Origin of the sequence: Streptomyces sp. NPDC050211 (assembly GCF_040656035.1) — a bacterium.
In the GTDB taxonomy this organism is placed as follows: Bacteria; Actinomycetota; Actinomycetes; order Streptomycetales; family Streptomycetaceae; genus Streptomyces.
In genome coordinates this window covers 42,094-63,954 of record NZ_JBFALC010000056.1, presented here as the reverse complement: position 1 = coordinate 63,954, position 21,861 = coordinate 42,094, and the positions used below count along the sequence as shown (strand labels likewise).

The window sequence follows — 21,861 nt, the reverse complement described above, 5'->3', positions numbered from 1 at the left end:
TGTCCGGCGGAGACCAGCCCCGGTCGAGGGGGTCGTCGACACCGTCGTCGACCAGGGTGTCCTGCACGTCCAGCAAGCCCGCGTCGTCCTGGACCTCGGATCCGTCGGGCTGGTAGACGTCGTCTCCCCATCCGTCGGCGCTGTTCACGGGTACCTCCAGGTGATGGGGACGGGCCCGTTCCGACCGCGGTGGGCGGTCGGCGGCGGGCGGCCGGGGCGCGGGGCGCACTCGACGGGAACCGAGCGGTTCCCGGCCGCACTCCGCGAGCCCGTACCGATAACCCCAGCCTTCCACCCCCGTTCGGGACCGCGCAACGGCACGGGAGGGAGAGACAGGGTTCGGCGGGACGGGCCCGTGTGCCGCCCCGCCCGGGCGCGCGATCGGCCCGCACGCAGGACGGGACAGTCCGAGGCCAGTCGTCCAGATCAGCCGACGACCAGGCGCGTCCGTCGTCGGCGACGAGCTCGCCCCGGTCACGGGCAGGCTGCCACCGGTGCCGTCCCGTCGACGGACGAGGACGGCACCGGGGTCACGGCTACGGAACCGAGCCGCTCAGTGGCTCACCCGTGCCAGGAGCGCCACAGCGCCGCGTACGCCCCGTCCGCGGCGACCAGCTCGTCGTGGCTGCCCAGCTCGCTGATCCGGCCGTTCTCGACGACGGCGATGACGTCGGCGTCGTGGGCGGTGTGCAGCCGGTGGGCGATGGCGACGACGGTGCGGCCGTCGAGGACGCGGCCCAGGGACCGTTCCAGGTGGCGTGCCGCACGTGGGTCGAGCAGGGACGTGGCCTCGTCCAGGACGAGCGTGTGCGGGTCGGCCAGCACCAGGCGGGCCAGCGCGATCTGCTGGGCCTGCGCCGGCGTGAGCACCGCCCCGCCCGAGCCGACCTCGGTGTCGAGGCCGTCATCGAGCGCCCGCGCCCACTCGTCCGCGTCGACCGCGCCCAGCGCTGCCCACAGCTCGGCGTCGGTGGCGTCCGTGCGGGCCAGCAGGAGGTTGTCCCGCAGGGAGCCGACGAACACATGGTGTTCCTGGTTGACCAGCGCCACATGGGAGCGGACCGCCTCGGCGGGCATCCGGGACAGTTCGGCGCCGCCGAGGGTGATGTGGCCGTCGCGGGGCGCGTAGATGCCGGCCAGCAGCCTGCCCAGCGTGGACTTGCCCGCGCCCGACGGGCCGACGAGCGCCAGCCGGGTGCCGGGGGCGACCTGGAGGGACACCTTGCGCAGGACGTCCACGCCTTCGACGTAGCCGAAGTGGACCCGGTCGGCTCGCACGTCGCGCCCGTCGGGTGACACCTCGGCGTCACCGTCGTCCGGCTCGATCTCCCGGACGCCGACCAGACGGGCCAGTGACACCTCGGCGACCTGGAGCTCGTCGTACCAGCGCAGCATGAGCCCGACCGGGTCGACGAGCATCTGGGCGATCAGCGCACCCGTGGTCAGCTGGCCGACGTCGATCCAGCCCTGCAGGACGAAGACGCCGCCGAGCATCAGGACCGAGGAGAGGACGGTGACATGGGTGACGTTGATGACCGGGAAGAGGACCGACCGCAGCCACATCGTGTAGCGCTCCCAGGCAGTCCACTCCTTGATCCGCTGGTCCGACAGTTCGATCCGGCGGTCGCCCAAGCGGTGGGCCTCGACGGTGTGTCCGGCGTCCACCGTCTCGGCGAGTACGGCGGCCACGGACGCGTACCCCGCGGCCTCCGACCGGTAGGCGGACGGGGCGCGCTTGAAGTACCAGCGGCAGCCGACCACCAGCAACGGCAGGGCGAGCAGGACCGCGGCGGCGAGCGGCGGCGCCGTGACGACGAGCCCGCCCAGCAGCAGCGCCGCCCACACCACGCTGATCGCCAACTGCGGGACGGCCTCACGCATCGCGTTGGCCAGCCGGTCGATGTCCGTCGTGATCCGGGACAGCAGGTCGCCGGTCCCCGCACGTTCCAGAACCCCCGGCGGCAGCCCGACCGACCGCACGAGGAAGTCCTCGCGCAGGTCGGCCAGCATCCGCTCACCGAGCATCGCGCCCCGCAGCCGCACCTCCCGTACGAACACGGCGTGGAGGACCAGCGCGACCAGGAACAGCGAGACGGTCAGCTCCAGATGAAGCTCGCGCGCCCCCTCCGACACCCGCTCCACGATCCCGCCCAGCAGATACGGGCCCGCCATCGACGCGAGCACGGCGACCGTGTTGACGCCGATGAGGAGCAGGAAGGCTCGGCGGTGCCGGCGGAAGAGTTCGGCCACATAGGCGCGTACGGTCGTGGTGGCGCCGACGGGCAGGGTGTTCGCCGTCGTCGGTGCCGCCGGGTCGTAGGCCGGTGGCGCCACGCCGATCATGCTGTCTCCTCGATCTCTTCCAGTTCTTCCCATACGTCGTTCAGGGCGGCCTCGTCGTCGGTCTCGCGGGTGACGACGGCCCGGTACCGCGGCTCCTTGACCAGGAGTTCCCGGTGCACGCCGACCGCCGTGACCTCGTCCTCGTGCACCAGCACGACCCGGTCCGCGTGGTCCAGGAGCAGCGGCGAGGAGGTGAACACGACGGTCGTGCGCCCCTCCCGCAACTCCTTCACGCCGGTCGCGATCCGTGCCTCGGTGTGCGAGTCGACGGCGGAGGTCGGTTCGTCGAGGACGAGTACTTCCGGGTCCGTCAGCAGCGACCGGGCCAGCGCGAGCCGCTGCCGCTGGCCGCCGGACAGGGACCGCCCGCGTTCGGTGATCCGGGCGTCCAGCGGGTCCTGGGCGTCGAGCGAACCCTGAAGGAGCGCCGTGAGGACGTCCTCGCACTGCGCCGCCGCCAGCGCCCGCTCGGCGGCCACGTCACCGGACGCGGGCACGTCGAGCAGTTCGCGCAGCGAACCCGACAGCAGCACCGGGTCCTTGTCCTGGACGAGGACGGCCGTTCGCGCCGAGTCGAGCGGGAGCTCGTCCAGCGGCACACCGCCCAGCAGCACCGAGGTGCTCTCCTCCGCGGGGTGCCCGCCCAGTCGTTCCGCCAGCCGCCCCGCCGCGTCCGGGTCGCCGCACACCACGGCGGTGAACCGGCCGACGGGGGCGAGCAGACCGGTCGCCGGGTCGTACAGGTCCCCGGTCGGCACCTCGGCGGCACGCGATCCGCCCGTGTCCGTGGCACGCTCCAGCGACAGCACGCGCGCGGCCCGCCGGGCCGACGGACGCGAGAAGGAGTACGCCATCGCGATCTCCTCGAAGTGCCGCAGGGGGTAGGTCAGGACCATGACCGAGCTGTAGACGGTGACCAGTTCGCCCACGGTGATCCGGCCCTGGCGGGCCAGATGTACCCCGTACCAGACCACCGCGATCAGCAGCAGCCCCGGCAGCAACACCTGGATCGCGGAGATCAGGGACCACATGCGGGCGCTGCGCACGGCCGCGTGGCGTACCTCCTGGGAGGCGCTGCGGTAGCGGTCGAGGAACAGCTCCTCGCCACCGATGCCGCGCAGGACGCGCAGTCCGGCGACGGTGTCCGAGGCCAGCTCGGTGGCGCGGCCCGCCTTCTCGCGCTGGATGTCCGCCCGCCTGGTCGCGCGGGGCAGCAGCGGCAGCACGGCGATCGCCAGGACGGGCAGGCCGACGGCGACGACCACCCCGAGCGCGGGCTGGTAGACGACCAGGGCGACGCAGACCAATACGACGGTGACCGCGGCCGCGGTGAACCGGGACACGGCCTCCACGAACCAGCCGATCTTCTCCACGTCACCCGTGGAGACGGCCACGACCTCGCCGGCCGCGACGCGTCGGGTCAGCGCCGAGCCCAGCACCGAGGCCTTGCGGGCCAGCAGCTGCTGGACACGGGCGGCGGCGGTGATCCAGTTGGTGACCGCGGTGCGGTGCAGGAACGTGTCGCCGATCGCGTTTCCGGCGCAAGCCAGCGCCAGCAGGCCGCCCGCGAGGGCCAGCCGGGTGCCGGAGCGGTCGACGACTGCCTGGATGGCGAGTCCGACACAGAACGGCAGCGCGGAGACGGACACGAAGTGCAGCAGGCCCCAGGCCAGCGACTTCACCTGCCCACCCAGCTGATTCCGGAAGAGCCACCGCAGGAATCGGGGACCCGAGCGTGCGTCCGGCACCCCGGGGTCGGGATACGGAAGGTCTTGAATCTGCATGACGTCCCAGTGGCTCGTGTCAGGTCGGAAGGGATGGAGGACGGGGGAGGAGGACAGGGTGGGAGGGTGGCAACAAGCCGTGACAGGTTCGCGTCGCAGAGTGTCCGAAGGCAAACGGTTTTTTATTGCGCGGGGCGCCCGACTCCCCGTAGAACACCGGCCATGAAGAGACGGATCATCATGTCCATGCTCGCAGGAACGACCCTCCTCGCGAGCACCTTCCTCACAGCGGTACCCGCCCAATCCGCCGACGCCCCGCCCGAGTTCAGCACCACCGACTGGCACGACCCCATCACCGCCGCCCCACCCGTCCCCAAGCCCTCCGGCACCTCCTGCCAAGTCACCCTCGCCGAGGCGCAGTTCCGCGACTTCACGCCGTACGCAGGCAGCTACGCACCACCCGACGGCTGCGGCGACCGCTGGAGCAAGGTGGTCCTGCGCATGGACGGCAAGGTCAAGGGACGACAGTTCGACCGGCTCGGGTATCTGCACCTCGGCGGTGTCGAGATCTTCCGTACGTCGACGCCGCAGCCGTCGCCCGACGGCATCGAGTGGTCCGTCGAGAAGGACGTGACGCGCTACAGCGACACCTTCCGCAGCGCTCAGGACGTCGAGATGCTCATCGGGAACGTGGTGGACGACACGTACACCGGGATCATCGACGTCAAGGTCACGCTCACGTTCTACGCGGGCAAGCCCGCCGCGACGCCGGATCAAGTCCTCACCCTCGCCGCCGACTCGACCCTCACCACACCGCGCAACAGCGAACGCATCGTCGCCGAGGTGTACGCCACCGGCTCCGGAGGCGGCTGCGAGGAGTACTGGTATCTGACGGTGCCCGACTCGGCGCCGTACTCCTGCCAGGCCGACGGAGGCCCCTACCGCGAGGTGCAGGTGAAGGTCGACGGCCAACTGGCGGGAATCGCCGTGCCGTTCCCGACGGTGTGGACCGGCGGCTGGTCGAATCCCTTCCTCTGGTACGTCGTTCCGGGCCCGCGCGCCTTCGACATCAAGCCGATCGAATACGACCTGACACCCTTTGCGGGCCTCCTCAACGACGGCCGCCCGCACCGCGTCGAGGTCTCCGTCGTCGGTGTCCCCGAGGGGCAGACCGGCTGGAGCACTCCCGTGAACATCCTGGTCTGGCAGGACGCGAAGAGCGCACACGTCAGCGGGAAGCTCACCGTCCACAGGGAGGGCGCGCTCACCAACTCCTCGACGCATACGTCCGGTTCGGAACACCGAGTGGACACGGAGGGTGCACATCGGCTCACCGTCGCCGGCTACGTCGACACCTCGCACGGCCGGGTGACGACCACCGTCAGCCGGTCGCTGGCGAACAGTTCCGTGCACCGCTGGACGGAGGGTGAAACGGTCGACGGTCTCGACGCGCGCTGGACGGACGGTGAGTCGGTCACCGTCGATGGACGCGGTCCGGCCCGGACGACGCGCACGGAGCGGACGTACACGATGGACGGCACGACCACGATCGGCGCGGGCGACCGGCTGCGGACGGTGCTGTCACTCGGTGACCGTGCCTCGGTCGTCACCTCCCAGGGTGGCCGGCGCCTCGCGTGGTCGCGGCTCGACGACACCTACGCGGGCGACGCCACGTACACGATCAACGTGCCGCGCGATCAGCGGCACGCGGTCGGCACGACGAGCGAGCGGTACCGGGTGTACGGGTCGGGCGGGTGCTACGACCGGGCGCTGACGACTGTTCAGGGCGTGCTGACGGAGGACCGCAACGGCTGTTGAGGCCGGTGGAATGTGACATGCCACAGGCTGGAGCCGCCGCGGTATGTGACATGCCACAGGGCGGGCGGATTTACATGACCGATACACAAAGGTTTCCGGAAGGATCAATGACACCCCGAGAGTGATCGGCACGGAAGCCGCTTTCCGTATGGCAGAAGTCCTCTGGGGCTTCTGCCATACCGCCGTCCCCCTCTAGGAGTCCCCGTGCCGCCGCCCGTACCGTCCCTGCCGCGACGCGTCGCACGCATACTGCGTACCTCCCTCTTCGCGCAGGTCGCCTGCGCGCTCGTGCTCGGCATCCTCGTCGGCAAGCTGTGGCCCGACTTCGCCGCGGACCTCCAGCCGCTCGGCGACGGTTTCACCCGGCTCATCAAGACGATCATCTCGCCGCTGGTGTTCTGCGTGGTCGTCGTCGGCATCGCCAAGGCCGGTGACCTGAAGGCGTTCGGCCGGATCGGGCTGAAGGCCCTGATCTGGTTCGAGGTCGCGAGCACGCTCGCCCTGCTCATCGGGCTTCTCGCCGCCAATGTCGTGCAGCCCGGCTCGGGGATGAACGTCGACCCGTCCACGCTCGACACCTCGGCGGTCGACGCGAAGACGGGCGGCGGTTCACTGCCGTCGACGACCGAGTTCATCGTCAACGCGATTCCCACCAGTTTCATCGGCGCCTTCGCCGAGAACGAGCTTCTCCAGGTGCTGATCCTGGCCTGTCTGGTGGGCGCCGCTCTGCTCCACCTCGGCCACACCAAGGTGCCGAAGGTCCTGCCCGCCATCGAGCAGGCTCAGGAGATCATCTTCGCGGTCGTGAGCTTCATCATGCGCCTCGCCCCGATCGCGGTGTTCGGCGCGATGGCCGTCCTGATCGGCCAGTACGGGCTCGGCGTCATCGAGACCTACGCCAAGCTGATCGTCCTGTGCTACGCGGCCGCGGCGTTCTTCATCGCCCTCCTCGCCGTCGCGCTCAAGATGGTCACCGGGCTCAGTCTCTGGAAGTTCCTGCGCTACATCCGTGAGGAGATGCTTCTCGCGCTCGGCACCGCCTCCACCGAGTCCGTCATGCCGCGCGTGATGCAGAAGCTGCGCAAGGCCGGTGCCCGCGACGACGCCGTGGGCCTGGTGCTGCCCACCGGCTACTCCTTCAACCTCGACGGAGCCTCGCTCTATCTGTCCATCGGCACGCTGTTCATCGCGCAGGCCGTGGGCGTGGATCTCAGCCTGAGCCAGCAGATCACCGTGATCCTGGTGCTGATGCTCACCAGCAAGGGCATGGCCGGCATCCCCGGTTCCGCTTTCCTCGCCCTGTCCGCGACCGCTTCCTCGCTGGGCGCCATCCCCGCCGGGGCCGTCGCCCTGCTCCTCGGCGTGGACCGCATCATGGACTCGATGCGCGTCGTCACGAACCTGCTCGGCAACTGCGTCGCCGTGTTCGCCGTGTCCCGGTGGGAGGGCGCGCTGGACGTGGAACGGGCGAAGAAGGTGCTGAGCGGAGAGGTCGAGCCCAGGACCGAGGTCGACGAGGTCGACGAGTCCGCCGCTGCCGACAAGGCTCCGGAATCGGATGCTCCGGCCCCCGTCGCCGTACCCGCCCAGTCGGCCAAGGAGCCCGCACCCGAGGTCAGTTGACGCATCGCGCCTTCACCCGGCCACCGCTCCTCTCCAGGGGCGGTGGCCGCGGCATTTCTCAACCGTGGTGCGCCTCGTCCACCAACGTGTCCAGCAGCGTGCCGAGCACCGCACGCTCCACATGGGTCAAGGGCGCCAGAATCTCGTCGGCCGCCGCTCTCCGCGCCCCATGCAACTCGCCCAGCGCCTTGCGCCCGTCGTCCGTCAACTCGATCCGGATGACCCGCCGATTGCTGGGATCGGGCACCCGCCGCACCTTCCCGCTCGCCTCCAGTCCGTCGACCAGCGAGGTGACGGCCCGCGGCACCACCTCAAGCCGCTCGGCGAGGTCGGCCATGCGGGGTGGCGTCTCGTAGTGCGCGAGGGTGCGCAGCAGCCGGGACTGGGCCGGGGTGACGCCCAGGCCGGAATGCTCGATGTGCCGCTTCTGGATCCGGTGCACACGCCGGGTGAACCGCAGCAGTTGTTCGGCCAGCTGACCGTCGGGATCGGGGGTGGTCATGCGGGAACAATATCAGGACGCCATTCATTGTGAGTATAGGTAACAATGAGCTACTCTCCGTCCGTCACCGTCGACTCACCACCCGCAGGAGCCCATGAAACCCGACCACGAACCCGCGTCGATCCCGCCCGCCGAGGCCGAGGAGAGGCCCCGCCAGGTGCGGCGCATCCTGACCCTCTTCCGTCCGTACCGAGGACGCCTCGCCGTAGTCGGCCTCCTGGTCGGCGCCTCGTCCCTCGTCTCCGTCGCCACCCCCTTCTTCCTGAAGGCGATCCTCGACACCGCGATCCCGCAGGGCCGCACAGGCCTGCTCAGCCTGCTCGCGCTCGGCATGATCCTCAGTGCCGTCCTCACCAGCGTCTTCGGCGTCCTGCAGACCCTGATCTCCACGACGGTCGGCCAGCGCGTCATGCACGACCTGCGCACCGCCGTCTACGGCCGGCTGCAACGCATGTCGCTCGCGTTCTTCACCCGCACCCGCACCGGCGAGGTCCAGTCCCGCATCGCCAACGACATCGGCGGCATGCAGGCCACCGTCACCTCCACCGCCACCTCACTGGTCGCCAACTTCACCAGCGTGGTCGCCACGATCATCGCGATGATCGCCCTCGACTGGCGACTGACCGTCGTCTCGCTGCTCCTGCTGCCGGTGTTCGTGTGGATCAGCCGCCGCGTCGGTGACGAACGCAGAAAGATCACCACCCAGCGCCAGAAGCAGATGGCCGCGATGGCCGCCACGGTCACCGAGTCGCTCTCGGTCAGCGGCATCCTGCTCGGCCGCACGATGGGCCGCTCCGACTCACTGACGAAGTCCTTCGGGGAGGAGTCCGAGGAACTGGTCGACCTCGAAGTGCGGTCGAGCATGGCCGGGCGCTGGCGGATGTCCGTCATCACGATCGTCATGGCCGCGATGCCCGCCGTCATCTACTGGGCCGCGGGCATGGCCCTCCAACTCGGCGGCCCCGCGGTCTCGATCGGCACGATCGTCGCCTTCGTCTCGCTCCAGCAAGGCCTGTTCCGCCCAGCCGTGAGCCTCCTCGGCACCGGCGTCCAGATCCAGGCCTCGCTCGCCCTGTTCCAGCGCATCTTCGAGTATCTCGACCTGCCCATAGACATCACCGAGCGCAAGGACCCCGTCCACTTGGACCGCGTGCGGGGCGAGGTCCGCTTCGAGAAGGTCGAGTTCCGGTACGACGACAAGAGCGGCCCGATCCTCGACAGCATCGACGTCACCGTCCCGGCCGGCGGCAGCCTCGCCATCGTCGGCCCGACCGGCGCAGGCAAGTCCACGCTCGGCTATCTGGTGCCGCGGCTGTACGACGTCACGGGCGGCCGGGTCACCCTCGACGGCATCGACGTCCGCGACCTCGACTTCGACACCCTCGCTCGCGCGGTCGGCGTCGTCTCCCAGGAGACGTACCTCTTCCACGCCTCCATCGCCGAGAACCTGCGCTTCGCGAAGCCGGACGCCACCGACGAGGAACTCGAGCAGGCGGCGAAGGCGGCCCAGATCCACGACCACATCGCCGCGCTCCCCGATGGATACGACACCGTCGTCGGCGAGCGCGGGCACCGCTTCTCCGGCGGCGAGAAGCAGCGTCTGGCCATCGCCCGCACCATCCTGCGGGACCCGCCCGTGCTCATCCTCGACGAAGCGACCAGCGCCCTGGACACCCGCACCGAACACGCCGTCCAGGACGCGATCGACGCGCTGTCGGCCAACCGCACCACGCTCACCATCGCGCACCGCCTGTCCACCATTCGGGGCGCCGACCAGATCGTGGTCCTGGACGCCGGGCGCGCGGTCGAACGCGGTACGCACGAGGAGCTGTTGGGTCGCGAGGGCCGGTACGCGGCGCTGGTCCGCAGAGACGCCCAACTGGAGCCGACAAGCTGAAGATATGCGGAGTTTGTGACGATATGCGGGTTACGGTTTGCGCATGCACTTCAACACTCCGCCACGCAGCACCATGCGACTGACGCGCCGGGGCCGTATCGCCCTCATCGCGACCGGGGCCGTCCTGGCCGGCACCGCCGTGGCGGTGCCGCTGCTCACCCTGAGCGGCGAGGAAGAGACCAAGCCGGTCTCCCTGGTGATCCCGGAGGGCTGGCGCGCGGGCCAGGTCTACGACGCCGTCGACAAGACCCTCGAGCTGCCACCGGGCACCACCAAGAAGTCCCTGGGCAAGGCCCACCTGAAGCTGCCGGTCGACGCCGAGGGCAACCCGGAGGGCTATCTCTTCCCGGCGACGTATCCGATCGACGAGAAGGCGACGCCGGAGGCGCTGCTGTCGTCGATGGTTGCCACCGCCCACCAGAAGTTCAACGGCGTCCCGATCGCCGCAGGCGCGCAGCGCAACGCGATGAACGTCTATCAGGCGGTCACCATCGCGAGCATCGTGCAGGCCGAGGCCTCCACCAAGGCCGACATGGGCAAGGTGGCCCGGGTCATCCACAACCGGCTCGAACGCGGTATGCCGCTCCAGATGGACTCCACCATCAACTACGCCCTGAACCGCTCCACCGTGAAGACGACCCTCGACGACCTGCGGATCGAGAGCCCCTACAACTCGTACCAGCGCATGGGGCTGCCGCCCACGCCCATCGCCAACCCCGGCGAGCAGGCCCTGCGTGCGGCGGTCACTCCGACGCCGGGCGACTGGCTGTTCTTCGTCACGGTCAAGCGGGGCGACACCCGCTTCACGGCCGACTACGCCGAGCACCAGCGCAACGTGGCGGAGTTCAACGCCCTCCAGAAGGGCCCGCAGGCGAAGACGTGACCGGCGGGGACGTCACGCGGCGACCGGCTCCTCGGCGAGCAGCCGCCTGATGTCCCGCACGGCCGCACGGCCCGCCCGGTTGGCGCCGATGGTGCTCGCCGACGGACCGTAGCCGACCAGATGGACCCGCGGATCGGCGACCGCGCGGGTCCCGTCGAGCCGGATCCCGCCGCCCGGCTCACGCAGTCTCAGCGGCGTCAGATGGTCGATGGCGGGCCGGAATCCGGTCGCCCACAGGATGACGTCGGCGGGCACGTGCCGCCCGACGTTCCACGCCACCCCGTCCGGGGTGATCCGGTCGAACATCGGCTGCCGGTCCAGGACCCCGTCCGCGAGCCCCTGCCGAATCGCGTCGTTCAACGGCAGCCCCGTGACCGAGACCACGCTCCGCGGCGGCAGCCCCTGCCGCACCCGCTCCTCCACCAGCGCGACCGCCGCACGACCGGCGTCCTCGTCGAAGGGCCCCTCGCGGAAGACCGGCGGCCGGCGGGTGACCCAGGTCGTGGCCGCCGCGTACGGGGCGATCTCCAGCAGATGCTGGGTACCGGACGCACCCCCGCCCACCACGACGACCCGCAGCCCGGCGAACTCCTCCGGTCCCGGATACTGCGCAGTGTGCAACTGCCGCCCCCGGAAGGTCTCCTGACCGCGATAGCGCGGCCAGAACGGCCGGTCCCAGGTCCCGGTCGCATTGATCAGCGCCCGGGCCGACCACACACCGTCCGAGGTCTCCACGAGCAGCCGCCCCGCCTCGCCCTCGCGCACGGCATTGACATCGACGGGCCGCCGCACCCGCAGATCGAAGGTGCGCTCGTATCTGTCGAAGTACTCGGTGATGACCTCTGACGACGGCCGGGCCGGGTCGGCGCCCGTGAGCTCCATGCCGGGCAGCGCATGCATCCCGTGCACCTTGCCGTACGTCAGCGAAGGCCACCGGAACTGCCAGGCGCCGCCGGGCCCGGGGGAGTGGTCGAGCACCACGAAGTCCCGCTCCGGCTCGAATCCGGTGCGCCGCAGGTGATAGGCGCCTGCCAGACCTGCCTGGCCGGCGCCTATGACGACTACCTCGGTGTTGTTCACGCTTCTACTAACCGCACGAGGTGCATGGATCTTCCCGTGGGATCACGACCTCATCAGGAGTCCTTGTAGACACGGGGCTTCGCTGTGGACGGCGGCAGGGCGCCATTGAAGCGGGCGTCGGTGAACTCGGCGAAGTCGACCCGGTGCGGGATCAGCTTCAGATCGGCGAAGGTGTCGGCGATCTCCTGCTCGGAGGCGATGAGCGGCTTGTCCACGGCGACCGCGACCCGGGAGGCGTTGGTCCGTTTCACCGAGGCCAGCGCCACCTCGTACGGCAGCCCCGTCTCCTTGGCCCACACCTCCGCCCACGCCTCCGGGTGGTCGTACACCCAGTCGTAGGCACGGCGGAGCCGGCCGAGGTAGTCCTCGATGGCCGCCGTCTTCTTGCTGTCCTGAAGCGCGGAGGGCGCCGCCACCTGGAACAGGAGACCGTTGGTCACGCCTTCGCCGGTCGTGAGAACCGTCCCCTGCTCGGCCTGGAGTACCTGCGAGGTGTACGGGTCCCAGACCGCCCATGCGTCGACCTTGCCGGACGTGAACGCGGCGAGGGCGTCGGCCGGCTGAAGGTATTTGAGCTGCACGTCGCCGAGGGTCAGCCCGGCCGCCTTGAGGGAGGCGACGAGTTGGTAGTGCGCGGAGGACCCCTGCGCGACGGCGACGGACCTGCCCTTCAGGTCCCCGGTGCCCTTCAGCTTCGATCCGTTGGGCACGAGGATGGCGTCGCCCTGGGACGTGCCGTGCCAGGCGGCCACCACCTTGATCCTGGAGCCGGCCCCGGCTGCGAAGACCGGTGGGGTGTTGCCGACGCCGCCGATGTCGACGGCTTTGGCGTTGACGGCTTCGAGGAGCGGCGGGCCGGAGGTGAACGTGGACCACTTGATCTTGTAGTTGAGGTCCTTCAGCTCTCCGGCGGCGCGCAGGATGGCTTCGGAACCGCCTTTCTGGTCACCGACGTCGAGGGTGAGCGAGCCCTTGCCGTCGGTGTCGGACCCTGCGCTGGCCGACGAACTCCCGCCGCAGGCCGTGAGCAGCAGGGCGAGGGGGAGGAGCAGCGCGGCGGGGACGAGGCGTCGTCGCATGATGGATCCGTTCTTCCTGGTGAGGGAGTTCAGGCGGCTTCGGCGGCGGTGTCGACGCCGAGCCGTTCCAGCAGTCCGGCGCGCAGCTCCGCGAACCGGGGGTCGGTGATGTCACGCGGCCGATCGAGGTCGATCTCCTGCTCGTGCGCGATGACACCGCCGTCCATCACGAGAACGCGGTCGGCGAGCAGGACCGCCTCCTCGACGTCGTGCGTGACGAGCAGCACCGCGCAGCCACGGCGCTGCCACAACTCGCCCACCAGACGCTGGGCCTTGATGCGGGTGAGCGCGTCCAGCGCCCCGAACGGCTCGTCGAGCAGCAGCAGATCGGGTTCGCGCACCAACGCCCGTGCGAGGGAGGCGCGTTGGGCCTCGCCGCCGGAGAGCGTCTTGGGCCAGGCGTCCGTACGGTGGTCCAGGCCGACCTCCTTGAGCGCCTGCTCGGCGACGACTCGGCCGGGCTTGCCCGGAAGGCCGAGCAGGACGTTGCGCCACACCTTCTTCCACGGCATGAGCCGCGGCGCCTGGAAGGCGACTGCCTTGCGGCGCGGCACCAGCACGGTGCCCTCGATGTCGCGGTCGAGCCCGGCGAGGATGCGCAGCAGGGTGGACTTGCCGCAGCCGCTGCGGCCGAGGAGGGCGACGAATTCGCCCGGGCGGACGTCGAGTCGGAGCCGGTCGATGACGGCCCGTCCGTCGAAGGAGCGGGTCAGCCCCTCGACCTGCACGGCCTGAGTGGACTGAGGACTCACCTTGGGGTTCACCGGCCGGTGAACGTCGGTCGCCATTGCAGCAGCAGCCTTTCGAGGGAGCGGACGACGAAGTCGGCCAGCAGGCCGAGGAAGGCATAGACGACCAGGCAGACCACGATCACGTCGGTCCGCAGGAAGTCCCGCGCCTGCACCATGAGGAACCCGATGCCGGAGTCCGCGTTGACCTGCTCGGCGAAGACGAGCGCGAGCCAGGCGATGCCGAGCGAGTAGCGCAGCCCGGTCAGCGCGCCGGGCAGCGCACCCGGCAGCACGACATGCCGCACCAGCCCCCACCGCGACAGCCCCAGGGCCTCCCCGGCCTCGATCAACTGGGCGTCCACGCCCCGGATCCCCGCGTAGACGTTGAGGTACAGCGGGAAGGTCACACCGAGCGTGATGATGGCGACCTTGGGAGCCTCGCCGATCCCGAACCAGATGATGAACAGCGGGATGAGCCCCACGAAGGGCACCGTCCGCAGCATCTGCACCGGAGCGTCGACGAGATCCTCCCCGATCCGGAACAGCCCGGACACCAGGGCCAGTCCGGTGCCGACGACCGTGCCCAGCAGCAGCCCGAGCGCGACCCGCCGCAGCGAGGTCCCCATGGCGGACGGCAGCGAACCGTCGGCGATCAGATCACTTCCGACCTGCGCGATACGGCCGGGCGAGGCGAGCACATCGGCGGTCAACACGCCGGAGACACTGAGCAGTTGCCAGAGCGCCAGCAGCAGGAGCGGGCCGGTGGTGCGGCGCAGCCAGCGGGGGACACGGGTGCGGTGAGAGGAGGCGGGGACGAGGGGAACGAGGTCGGGGGAGGGGGCCGAAGCGGGACTGCCTTTCTCGCCCATAGGCGAAATATCGGGTTCGTGCGAGCCGGGCGGGGCATGGCTGATGCTCATGGATGCTCCATGGGTTCATGGGGGAGCGGCCGGTGATGAGGCGCGCCCGAGCGCCGCAGGGCCCGACGCGGATCAGCGCATCAGGCGTGCGGGCAGGAGGGCGCGCAGGCGCGGGGAAGGCGAGAGAGGGGCGTCAGCAGCCGCGGCGACACGCGGCGGAGGCCACCCGCAGCAGGTCGATGTGACCGCGCGTGGTGAGCAGGGCTGAACGCAACATGCGGCCGAAAGTAGCCAGATGACATGCCCGCGGTCAACGCCCGTCTCGCGGTGTGGACCCCTCGTTCCGGACCCGGCCGGTCCGATGACGTGCGCATGGGGTCGTGTGCGCGAGGATGGGACGCATGTCAGATGCCTTCACCACTCGCGTGCTGAACGTGACCTCCGGTTCCACGGAGCGGGTCGTCGACCTCACCCATGACTGCGAGACCTTCCTGCGGGAGACGGCCGCCGACCGAGACGGCCTGCTGAACGTCTTCGTCCCCCACGCCACCGCCGGCATCGCGATCATCGAGACGGGCGCCGGCAGCGACAACGACCTCCTCGCCGCCCTGCACACCCTCCTGCCCGCCGACGACCGCTGGCAGCACCGCCACGGCAGCCCCGGCCACGGCCGCGACCACGTCCTCCCGGCACTCGTACCACCCCACGCGACGCTGCCGGTGGTCGGCGGGCGGCTGGAGTTGGGGACGTGGCAGTCGGTGTGCCTGGTGGACACGAACAGGGACAATGCCAACCGCAAGGTTCGGCTGAGCTTCCTGGGCTGAGCGAGATCGGTCGGCGGCTCGCGCAACCGCTGCTCAGGTGTGGCGCTCCAGCAACGCCCGAGCCGTGGCGGCCATCGCCTCGTCGACCATGTCCCCGTCGAACGTCACCGCGCCGGCGCCGGACGTCTGGGCCTCTTCCACCACGGCGATCAGGCGTGCCGCACGGGCGAGTTCGGCCGGGCTGGGCGCGAACACGTCGTTGATGACGGGGACATGGGAGGGGTGGATCGCCAGCATGCCCGAGTAGCCCAGCGACCGGTTCTGCTCGGCGAAGGCGCGCAGGCCGTCGAGATCGCCGATACGGGTCCACAGCCCGGCCACCGGATGCGGGGTTCCCGCGGCACGCGCGTCGAGCAGGACGCGGGCGCGCAGGGCGTGCGTCTCGGTGCCTTCCGGGCTCCAGCGGTAGCCGATCACACGCTCCACGTCGCCGCCCGCCCCGGTGATCGCGCCGAGGTAGGCGACGCGTGCGGCGGCCGTCGCGCAGGCGTGGGCCTCGCGCAGGGCCTGAGCGGTCTCGAGGAGGGGGATGAGGGCCAAGTGGCCGTTCGGCAGGCCGTGTTCCTGCTCGCTCCAGGCGAGGAGCCGGTCGGCGAAGCGGATGTCGCCGGGGCCTGTCACCTTGGGCAGCACGATTCCGGTGAGTCCGGGGCCGCACAGGGCGCGCAGCTCGTCGGCGGCCGCCCAGGTGTCGAGTGGGGTGACGCGGACGAACAAGGCCGGTCCCGGCAGGGTGCCTTCTGCCCGGCGGGCGAGCGCCTCGGTCACTTGCCGGACGGCGTCCGCGCGTTCGGCCTGCGGCACCGCGTCCTCCAGGTCGAGGACGACCGCGTCCGCCCCGGCCGCCCGCGCTTTGGGAAGCCAGTGCGTGGCACGGTTTCCGGGGACGAACAGCAGGGAGCGCAGGGGCGGGCGGGGGAGGGGAGTGGGTTCAGACGACACCGTGCTTCTCCAGGTCCGCGAGCTGGTCCTCGCTCAGGCCGAGCCACTCGCGGTAGACGAGGTCGTTGTCCTGGCCCAGGGCAGGGCCGGTCCGCCAGATGGTGCCCGGTCGCTGCCGGAAGTGGGGGATCACGGACTGCATGCGTACGGGGCCGAGGTCGGCGTCGTCGACGGTGACGATGTCGCCGCGTTCGGCGTAGACAGGGTCCTCGGCGATGTCGGCGGCGCTGAACACGCGGGACGCCACGACCTCGGCCTGTGCGAAGGCTTCTAGGCAGGCGGCCGCCGTGCGCTCGGCCACCCAGGCTCGCAGGCCGTCGTCGAGGCGGGCGCGCCCGGCGAACTGCTGTTGCGGCGTGGCGAAGTCGGCCTCGTCGAACCCGAGCAGCTTGGCGACGTTGCGGACCGAGCGGAGCGTCGCCGACGTCACCGTGATCCATTCGCCGTCGCTCGACCGGTAGGTGTTGATGACGGCGGCGGGGGCGACGGCGAGCTGGTTGCCGGAGCGTTCGGGTACCGTGCCGAGCTGGTCGTGGACGATGACCTGCCACTCGACGAGCCGGAACAGCGGCTCGAAGAGAGCGAGATCGATCCACTCGCCGTCGAAGTCGGGGTCGTGGTCGCGGCGGTGCAGTGCGGCGAGCACCGCGTAGGCGCCCATGAGTCCGGTCACCGCGTCGCCGTGCGAGAAGCCGGTGTGCACGGGCGGGGCATCGGGGAAGCCGGTCAGATGTACGACGCCGCTGCGGGCCTCGCCGACCTTGCCGAAACCGGGCTCGTCGGCGCGTGACGAGGTGGCGCCGAAACCGGATATCTGCAACAGGACGGCCTTGGGGTTGATGCGATGCACGGACTCCCAGTCGAGCCCCCACGAGCGGAGCCGGCCGGCACGCAGGGTGACGATGACGACATCCGCCCAGGCGACAAGACGCTGGGCGACCCGTCGCCCGGACTCCTGGTGGAGATCGAGCGTGACCGACCGCTTGTTGCGGCCGGCGACCTTGAACCAGAGCGGGTGGCCGTCCTTGGTGGGGCCCATCGCCCGTGCGGCGTCACCGGCGCCCGGCGGCTCCACATGGACGACGTCCGCGCCCTGGTCGGCAAGGAGGGAGCCGGCCAGCGGACCCGCCACCACGTGCGCGAACTCCACCACCTTGAGGCCGTGCAGCTGGCCCTGGCCACCGGCATCCTGACCCGTGATCGACACCTTCGACACCCTCTGCTCCCCAACTCGCTTGACGGCGGCACCTGTCAGCCTGCCGAGCTGTGAGCATGTGAGTCCAGCAACAAACGGCTATGAATCCTTGCGGTTCACGCATGAGTCGGAGGGGGTGGCAGGTCAGGCCCAGGACACTCCGGACGGCAGCTCGTGCCGACGCGCCCGGAACTCCCGCAGTGTCTCCAGGAACCGGTCGGCCGCCGGCGGGAGTGGACGGCGCGCACGCAGGGCGATGTCGAGGCGCCGGTGCAGTGTCGGTTCGACGAGCGGCCTGTGGATGAACGGGCCCGTGCCGAGGAGGGGCAGGACCAGGGCGGGCATCGCGGTGACCCCGAGCCCGGCCGCCACGAGTCCGCCCACCGTGGCGACGTTGCCCGCCTCCGCGGCCGGCACCGACCGGGCCTCGGCCTGTGCGAAGGCGGCATCGGTCAGGCGTCGCACGCTGGAGTCACGGCCGACGGCGAGGAAGGGCTCCCGTGCCAGGTCGTCCCAGGTGACCTCGGGACGGTCGGCCAGGGCATGGTCCGGCGGCAGGACGGCCACGAACCGGTCGCGTACCAAAGGCCGGTGCTCCAGCTGCCCCGACGGCTCACCGGTCGTGATGGCGAAGTCCGCGTCGCCGGTCAGGACCCGGCTCAGTACCGATTGTTCGAGTCCGTCCATGATCTGCACGGCCACCTGCGGCCGTTGCCGGCGGAAGTCCAGGATCACCTCGGGCAGCAGGACCGCGGCGACCGACGGCAGCGTGGCCACGGCGACGGTCCCCGACTCACCGAGCAGGAAGCGCTCCAGCTCCTTCATGCCCGACTGATGGGCATTCACGATCTGCTCGGCTATGCGCAGCGCTTCGACGCCTGCGGCTGTCAACTCGACGTTCCGGGTGTCGCGTTCGAGGAGGCGGGCGCCCACCTGCCGCTCCAGGTCCGCCACCGCGCGGCTGAGCGAGGACTGGGAGACGCGCAACTGAGCGGCGGCCGCGGTGAAGCTGCCCACCCGGGCCACGGCGGCGTAGGCGCTGAGTTGACGAAGAGTGCTGTCCATGACCAGCGAGCTTATGGCCGTACGAGCCCATTGATGCGTGAACCGCATGGATAGATCTCGGTTTGATGCTGGACGCCGATTCGCTGCCGCTCCGACACTCATCCGCAGCACGGGCCACCGGGAGTGCCGGGGGACCCTCGAGCCGTACGAGAAGGTGAGCGACGACCATGCTGGCAGCGCTGGGGTTCTCCACGATCGGCCTGTTCCTCCTGCTCACCATGACCAAACGGGTCTCCGTCCTGGTGGCGCTGGTGCTGCTGCCGGTTCTGGCGGCCCTGGTCGGGGGCTTCGCCGGCGACATGGGGGACATGATCCTCAAAGGGCTCACCACGGTGGCCCCGACCGGCATCATGATCGCTTTCGCCGTTCTCTACTTCACGTTGATGGTGGACGCCGGGCTCTTTGACCCATTGATCAACCGGGTCGTTCGCCTCGCCCGGAACGACCCGGCACGCATCGCCGTCGGCACGGCCGTCCTCACCATGTGTGTGGCACTCGACGGTGACGGCGCGTCGACGTTTCTGATCACCGTCTCCGCGCTGCTGCCCGTCTACAAGCGCCTGGGCATGAGCCCGTTGGTCCTCTCGGGGGTGGTCTGCCTGGGCGCGGGCGTGATGAACATGATCCCTTGGGGCGGGCCGACGGTGCGGGCCATGGCGGCGCTGGACCTGGAGAGTTCGGACGTCTTCACACCCGTCCTCCCGGCGATGGGCTTCGGCATCGTCTGGGTGCTGCTCGCCTCGTACTGGATCGGCCGACGCGAGCGCCGCCGCCTCGCCGCGCCCGGTCCGGACAGCGCCCAGGAGCAGGACGACGCGGGGCCGCTCGCCGGCCGTGCCGCCGGGGACGGGCCGGGTACGCCCCTCGTGGTGCGGGAGGGACGCCCGCAGCTCTGGCTGACCGCGTTCAACGCCGTCCTGACCGTCACGCTGATCGTGGCGCTCGTCATGGAAGTCATGCCCCTGCCCGTGCTGTTCGCGCTGGCCTTCGCGCTTGCCCTCTTCGTCAACCACCCCACCTGGGAAGCGCAGCAGGCCCTTCTGGAGAAGCACGCGAAGAGCGTCGTCCTCGTCACCACGATGATCTTCGCCGCGGGAGTCTTCACCGGAGTCCTGACCGGCACCGAGATGATCACGGAGATGGCGGAGGCGCTGGTCTCGGTCGTGCCCGACTCCCTGGGCGGACACCTCGCGCCGATCGTGGCCGTCACCGGCATGCCGCTGAGCTTGGCCTTCACACCGGACGCCTACTACTTCGGAGTGCTGCCCGTCCTCGCCCAGACGGCGTCCGGCTTCGGCGGCGACGAGGCCGAGATCGCACGGGCCGCGATCCTCGGCCAGATGACCACCGGGTTCCCGCTCAGCCCGCTCACCGCCTCTACGTTCATCCTCGTCAGCATGAGCGGAGTGCAGCTCGGCGAACATCAGCGCTTCATCTTCCGCTGGGCCTTCGGCACGACCCTCGTCATGACCGCGGCAGCCCTGCTCACCGGCGCCATATCCCTGTGAACCACCGTGAGGAGACACCGACATGCGCGAGCCGACGGGCACCGGAAGCACACGGCAAGCCCTGCCCCTGCCCCGCCGCACCGTGTGCGGACTCGGTGTCACCGCCGCGCTGACCGCCGCCCTCGCCCCCGCCCGGCCCGCATCCGCGGCGCCCGCCCGTGCGACAGCCGGGGTGCCGGGCGACCCGTTCTTCTCCTACGACCGGCCGGCGCTGTTCGGCGTCATCCGCGAGGACGTCAGAGTGCCGCTGCGGGACGGCAGCCATCTGGCCGCCCAGCTCTACCGGCCCGCGGGCCCCGACGGCAAGGCGGCCACCGGCCGCTTCCCGGGCATCATGTACGAGTACACCGCCTACCCCGCGAACCTGGAGCACTTCGGTCACACGGCGTCGTACTTCGTGGCACGGGGCTACAACGCGCTGGTGTGCCAGGTCCGCGGCTCCGGTGCCTCGCCCGGCGCGGTGGACCCCTTCAGTCCGCAGGAACAGCGTGACAACCACGACGCGATCGAATGGCTGGCCCGGCATCCTGCCTCCACGGGCCGCATAGGTCAGATGGGCGTCAGCTACGGCGGACACACCAGTCTCCTCGCCGCCGTGAACCGGCCCCCGCACCTGAAGGCGATCATCCCGACGAACGGCCTGCACGACTGGTACGAGAACACCATCTACCGCGGCGGGATCTACTCTCCCCGCATCCGGGACTGGCAGCGGACCTACGCGCCCGCGACGCTCCAGACGTACGCCGCGCACCCGCTCTACGACGATTTCTGGCGCGGCCGCAGCGTCATGGCCCACTGGGACCGACTGACCGTCCCCACCCTCGAGATCAACGGCTGGTACGACCGCTACCGCGACGGCATGGTCAAGAACCACCTCGCCCGGCCCCAGAACGTGTGGCTCGTCTCCGGCCCCTGGGAACACGGCGATCCGCGCACCCAGCACGCGGGCATCGGGCCCGGCCCCTATCTGGCGTGGTGGGACCGCTGGCTGGCCGGTGACCCCCGCGCCCCCTTGCCGGCCGCGCGCATCACCTCGTACGAAATCCCCGGCCCCGGGGTCGGCACGGGCTGGCACCAGTGGCACGCGTGGCCGCCCCGCGGCGCCCATACCCTGACGCTCGCGCTGCGCGGCGACGGCTCACTCGGGACCGCCCCCGGCACCAGAGGCGAGGCCACCTTCGAGGTCAACACGGGTACGGAGGCTCCGCAGCGCCATCAACAACTCACCTTCTCCACCGGGGCATTGAGGCGCGACCTGGTCCTGGCCGGAGACGCCGGCGTGTCGCTCCGCGCAGCGTTCACCGCCACCGACGGCAATATTGCCGCGGTGCTGTACGACGAGACACCCGACGGCGCACGAACGAGAATCACCGCCGGATGGCTCAAGGCCAGCCATCGCCGCGGGCACACCGCGCTCGCGCCGGTGACGCCGGGCGCGTTCCACGGCCTGGACGTGCACATCTGGCCGACGCACTACCGGATCGCGGCCGGACACCGGCTCGTGCTGCGGATCTCCAGCGACGACTACCCGGAGATCGACTCGGATGTGCCGTCCGGCCGGGTGGCGCTCAAGGTCGGGGCTCACGGATCGGCGGTGCGGCTCACGGTGCGGGCGGCCGGGCACACTTCTTCGGCATGGGATTTCGGCCAGTAATTCCTGTGTGTGTACCGGGCCGCGCGGGATCCACGGGCATCCCGTGGCCGGTTCCAGCCGTGAGGTCTATCGGTCGGTGCCACGGGCCGGGTAGGGCTGTGCAGCGGACCAGTTCCATAACCTGGAGGAACGC

Annotated in this window: 18 protein-coding genes; 7 read left to right on the top strand and 11 right to left on the bottom strand. The window is 70.4% G+C overall.

Annotation, left to right across the window (positions count from 1 at the left end):
• Positions 1 to 561: 561 nt before the first annotated feature.
• Entirely contained in the window at positions 562 to 2,343 is a 1,782-nt protein-coding gene (locus tag AB0I98_RS38045; protein ID WP_362949892.1) for an ABC transporter ATP-binding protein, read from the bottom strand.
• Positions 2,340 to 4,127, bottom strand: coding sequence for an ABC transporter ATP-binding protein (locus AB0I98_RS38040; RefSeq protein ID WP_362949890.1), 1,788 nt, complete (start codon positions 4,125 to 4,127; stop codon positions 2,340 to 2,342). The genes AB0I98_RS38045 and AB0I98_RS38040 overlap by 4 nt, the downstream gene beginning before the upstream one ends.
• Before the next feature lie 162 nt (positions 4,128 to 4,289).
• On the opposite strand from AB0I98_RS38040, the gene AB0I98_RS38035 reads away from it, so the two are divergent.
• Positions 4,290 to 5,885, top strand: a complete 1,596-nt coding sequence (locus tag AB0I98_RS38035; RefSeq protein ID WP_362949889.1) for a peptide-N4-asparagine amidase — start codon at positions 4,290 to 4,292, stop codon at positions 5,883 to 5,885.
• A gap of 204 nt (positions 5,886 to 6,089) precedes the next feature.
• Positions 6,090 to 7,508 (top strand): cation:dicarboxylase symporter family transporter, encoded by a 1,419-nt coding sequence (locus tag AB0I98_RS38030; RefSeq protein WP_362949887.1) that lies wholly within the window; start codon positions 6,090 to 6,092, stop codon positions 7,506 to 7,508.
• A 58-nt stretch (positions 7,509 to 7,566) separates the two neighbouring features.
• Here the strand turns inward: AB0I98_RS38030 and AB0I98_RS38025 are convergent, their stop codons facing one another.
• Positions 7,567 to 8,010 carry a MarR family transcriptional regulator gene (locus AB0I98_RS38025; RefSeq protein WP_362949886.1) on the bottom strand — a complete coding sequence of 148 codons (444 nt, stop codon included), beginning with the start codon at positions 8,008 to 8,010 and terminating at the stop codon, positions 7,567 to 7,569.
• A 94-nt stretch (positions 8,011 to 8,104) separates the two neighbouring features.
• On the opposite strand from AB0I98_RS38025, the gene AB0I98_RS38020 reads away from it, so the two are divergent.
• Together AB0I98_RS38020 and mltG are read left to right on the top strand one after the other, a co-directional pair.
• Positions 8,105 to 9,907 carry an ABC transporter ATP-binding protein gene (locus tag AB0I98_RS38020; RefSeq protein WP_362949884.1) on the top strand — a complete coding sequence of 601 codons (1,803 nt, stop codon included), beginning with the start codon at positions 8,105 to 8,107 and terminating at the stop codon, positions 9,905 to 9,907.
• A gap of 43 nt (positions 9,908 to 9,950) precedes the next feature.
• Positions 9,951 to 10,790 (top strand): endolytic transglycosylase MltG, encoded by an 840-nt coding sequence (gene mltG, locus AB0I98_RS38015; RefSeq protein ID WP_362949883.1) that lies wholly within the window; start codon positions 9,951 to 9,953, stop codon positions 10,788 to 10,790.
• Positions 10,791 to 10,802: 12 nt separating this feature from the next.
• Here mltG and AB0I98_RS38010 read toward each other — a convergent pair whose 3' ends face one another.
• From AB0I98_RS38010 to AB0I98_RS37990, 5 genes are all read right to left on the bottom strand, one after another.
• Entirely contained in the window at positions 10,803 to 11,870 is a 1,068-nt protein-coding gene (locus tag AB0I98_RS38010) for an NAD(P)-binding domain-containing protein (RefSeq protein ID WP_362949881.1), read from the bottom strand.
• Between the two features lie 53 nt (positions 11,871 to 11,923).
• On the bottom strand, positions 11,924 to 12,949 hold the full coding sequence (locus tag AB0I98_RS38005; RefSeq protein WP_362949880.1) for an ABC transporter substrate-binding protein: 1,026 nt from the start codon (positions 12,947 to 12,949) through the stop codon (positions 11,924 to 11,926).
• Positions 12,950 to 12,978: 29 nt separating this feature from the next.
• The gene (locus tag AB0I98_RS38000; RefSeq protein ID WP_362949878.1) at positions 12,979 to 13,737 is read right to left on the bottom strand and encodes an ABC transporter ATP-binding protein; all 759 of its coding nucleotides are present in this window, start codon (positions 13,735 to 13,737) and stop codon (positions 12,979 to 12,981) included.
• Entirely contained in the window at positions 13,710 to 14,600 is an 891-nt protein-coding gene (locus AB0I98_RS37995) for an ABC transporter permease (RefSeq protein ID WP_362949876.1), read from the bottom strand. The genes AB0I98_RS38000 and AB0I98_RS37995 overlap by 28 nt, the downstream gene beginning before the upstream one ends.
• Positions 14,601 to 14,733: 133 nt before the next feature.
• A complete protein-coding gene (locus tag AB0I98_RS37990) occupies positions 14,734 to 14,817 on the bottom strand; it encodes a putative leader peptide (RefSeq protein WP_349817350.1) in 84 nt (27 codons plus the stop codon).
• A gap of 124 nt (positions 14,818 to 14,941) precedes the next feature.
• Here AB0I98_RS37990 and AB0I98_RS37985 point away from each other — a divergent pair, with 124 nt between their 5' ends.
• Positions 14,942 to 15,364: a secondary thiamine-phosphate synthase enzyme YjbQ gene (locus AB0I98_RS37985; protein WP_362949874.1), complete on the top strand. Its 423-nt coding sequence runs from the start codon at positions 14,942 to 14,944 to the stop codon at positions 15,362 to 15,364.
• A 33-nt stretch (positions 15,365 to 15,397) separates the two neighbouring features.
• On the opposite strand, the gene AB0I98_RS37980 is transcribed toward AB0I98_RS37985, so the two are convergent.
• From AB0I98_RS37980 to AB0I98_RS37970, 3 genes are all read right to left on the bottom strand, one after another.
• Positions 15,398 to 16,306 (bottom strand): CoA ester lyase, encoded by a 909-nt coding sequence (locus AB0I98_RS37980; RefSeq protein WP_362949873.1) that lies wholly within the window; start codon positions 16,304 to 16,306, stop codon positions 15,398 to 15,400.
• The gene (locus tag AB0I98_RS37975) at positions 16,296 to 17,513 is read right to left on the bottom strand and encodes a CoA transferase (protein WP_362949872.1); all 1,218 of its coding nucleotides are present in this window, start codon (positions 17,511 to 17,513) and stop codon (positions 16,296 to 16,298) included. The genes AB0I98_RS37980 and AB0I98_RS37975 overlap by 11 nt, the downstream gene beginning before the upstream one ends.
• 132 nt (positions 17,514 to 17,645) lie before the next feature.
• Positions 17,646 to 18,566, bottom strand: a complete 921-nt coding sequence (locus AB0I98_RS37970; RefSeq protein ID WP_362949870.1) for a LysR substrate-binding domain-containing protein — start codon at positions 18,564 to 18,566, stop codon at positions 17,646 to 17,648.
• A 167-nt stretch (positions 18,567 to 18,733) separates the two neighbouring features.
• Here AB0I98_RS37970 and AB0I98_RS37965 point away from each other — a divergent pair, with 167 nt between their 5' ends.
• The gene (locus AB0I98_RS37965) at positions 18,734 to 20,074 is read left to right on the top strand and encodes a citrate:proton symporter (RefSeq protein WP_362949868.1); all 1,341 of its coding nucleotides are present in this window, start codon (positions 18,734 to 18,736) and stop codon (positions 20,072 to 20,074) included.
• A gap of 22 nt (positions 20,075 to 20,096) precedes the next feature.
• Entirely contained in the window at positions 20,097 to 21,728 is a 1,632-nt protein-coding gene (locus AB0I98_RS37960; protein WP_362949866.1) for a CocE/NonD family hydrolase, read from the top strand.
• The last annotated feature ends 133 nt before the right edge of the window (positions 21,729 to 21,861 follow it).

What these genes read in the sequence shown, in the direction of transcription:
- AB0I98_RS38045 (WP_362949892.1), bottom strand. Translation starts at nt 2,343, where the DNA reads ATGATCGGCGTGGCGCCACCGGCCTACGACCCGGCGGCACCGACGACG.
- AB0I98_RS38040 (WP_362949890.1), bottom strand. Translation starts at nt 4,127, where the DNA reads ATGCAGATTCAAGACCTTCCGTATCCCGACCCCGGGGTGCCGGACGCA.
- AB0I98_RS38035 (WP_362949889.1), top strand. Translation starts at nt 4,290, where the DNA reads ATGAAGAGACGGATCATCATGTCCATGCTCGCAGGAACGACCCTCCTC.
- AB0I98_RS38025 (WP_362949886.1), bottom strand. Translation starts at nt 8,010, where the DNA reads ATGACCACCCCCGATCCCGACGGTCAGCTGGCCGAACAACTGCTGCGG.
- AB0I98_RS38020 (WP_362949884.1), top strand. Translation starts at nt 8,105, where the DNA reads ATGAAACCCGACCACGAACCCGCGTCGATCCCGCCCGCCGAGGCCGAG.
- mltG (WP_362949883.1), top strand. Translation starts at nt 9,951, where the DNA reads ATGCACTTCAACACTCCGCCACGCAGCACCATGCGACTGACGCGCCGG.
- AB0I98_RS38005 (WP_362949880.1), bottom strand. Translation starts at nt 12,949, where the DNA reads ATGCGACGACGCCTCGTCCCCGCCGCGCTGCTCCTCCCCCTCGCCCTG.
- AB0I98_RS38000 (WP_362949878.1), bottom strand. Translation starts at nt 13,737, where the DNA reads ATGGCGACCGACGTTCACCGGCCGGTGAACCCCAAGGTGAGTCCTCAG.
- AB0I98_RS37995 (WP_362949876.1), bottom strand. Translation starts at nt 14,600, where the DNA reads ATGAGCATCAGCCATGCCCCGCCCGGCTCGCACGAACCCGATATTTCG.
- AB0I98_RS37990 (WP_349817350.1), bottom strand. Translation starts at nt 14,817, where the DNA reads ATGTTGCGTTCAGCCCTGCTCACCACGCGCGGTCACATCGACCTGCTG.
- AB0I98_RS37985 (WP_362949874.1), top strand. Translation starts at nt 14,942, where the DNA reads ATGTCAGATGCCTTCACCACTCGCGTGCTGAACGTGACCTCCGGTTCC.
- AB0I98_RS37970 (WP_362949870.1), bottom strand. Translation starts at nt 18,566, where the DNA reads ATGGACAGCACTCTTCGTCAACTCAGCGCCTACGCCGCCGTGGCCCGG.
- AB0I98_RS37965 (WP_362949868.1), top strand. Translation starts at nt 18,734, where the DNA reads ATGCTGGCAGCGCTGGGGTTCTCCACGATCGGCCTGTTCCTCCTGCTC.
- AB0I98_RS37960 (WP_362949866.1), top strand. Translation starts at nt 20,097, where the DNA reads ATGCGCGAGCCGACGGGCACCGGAAGCACACGGCAAGCCCTGCCCCTG.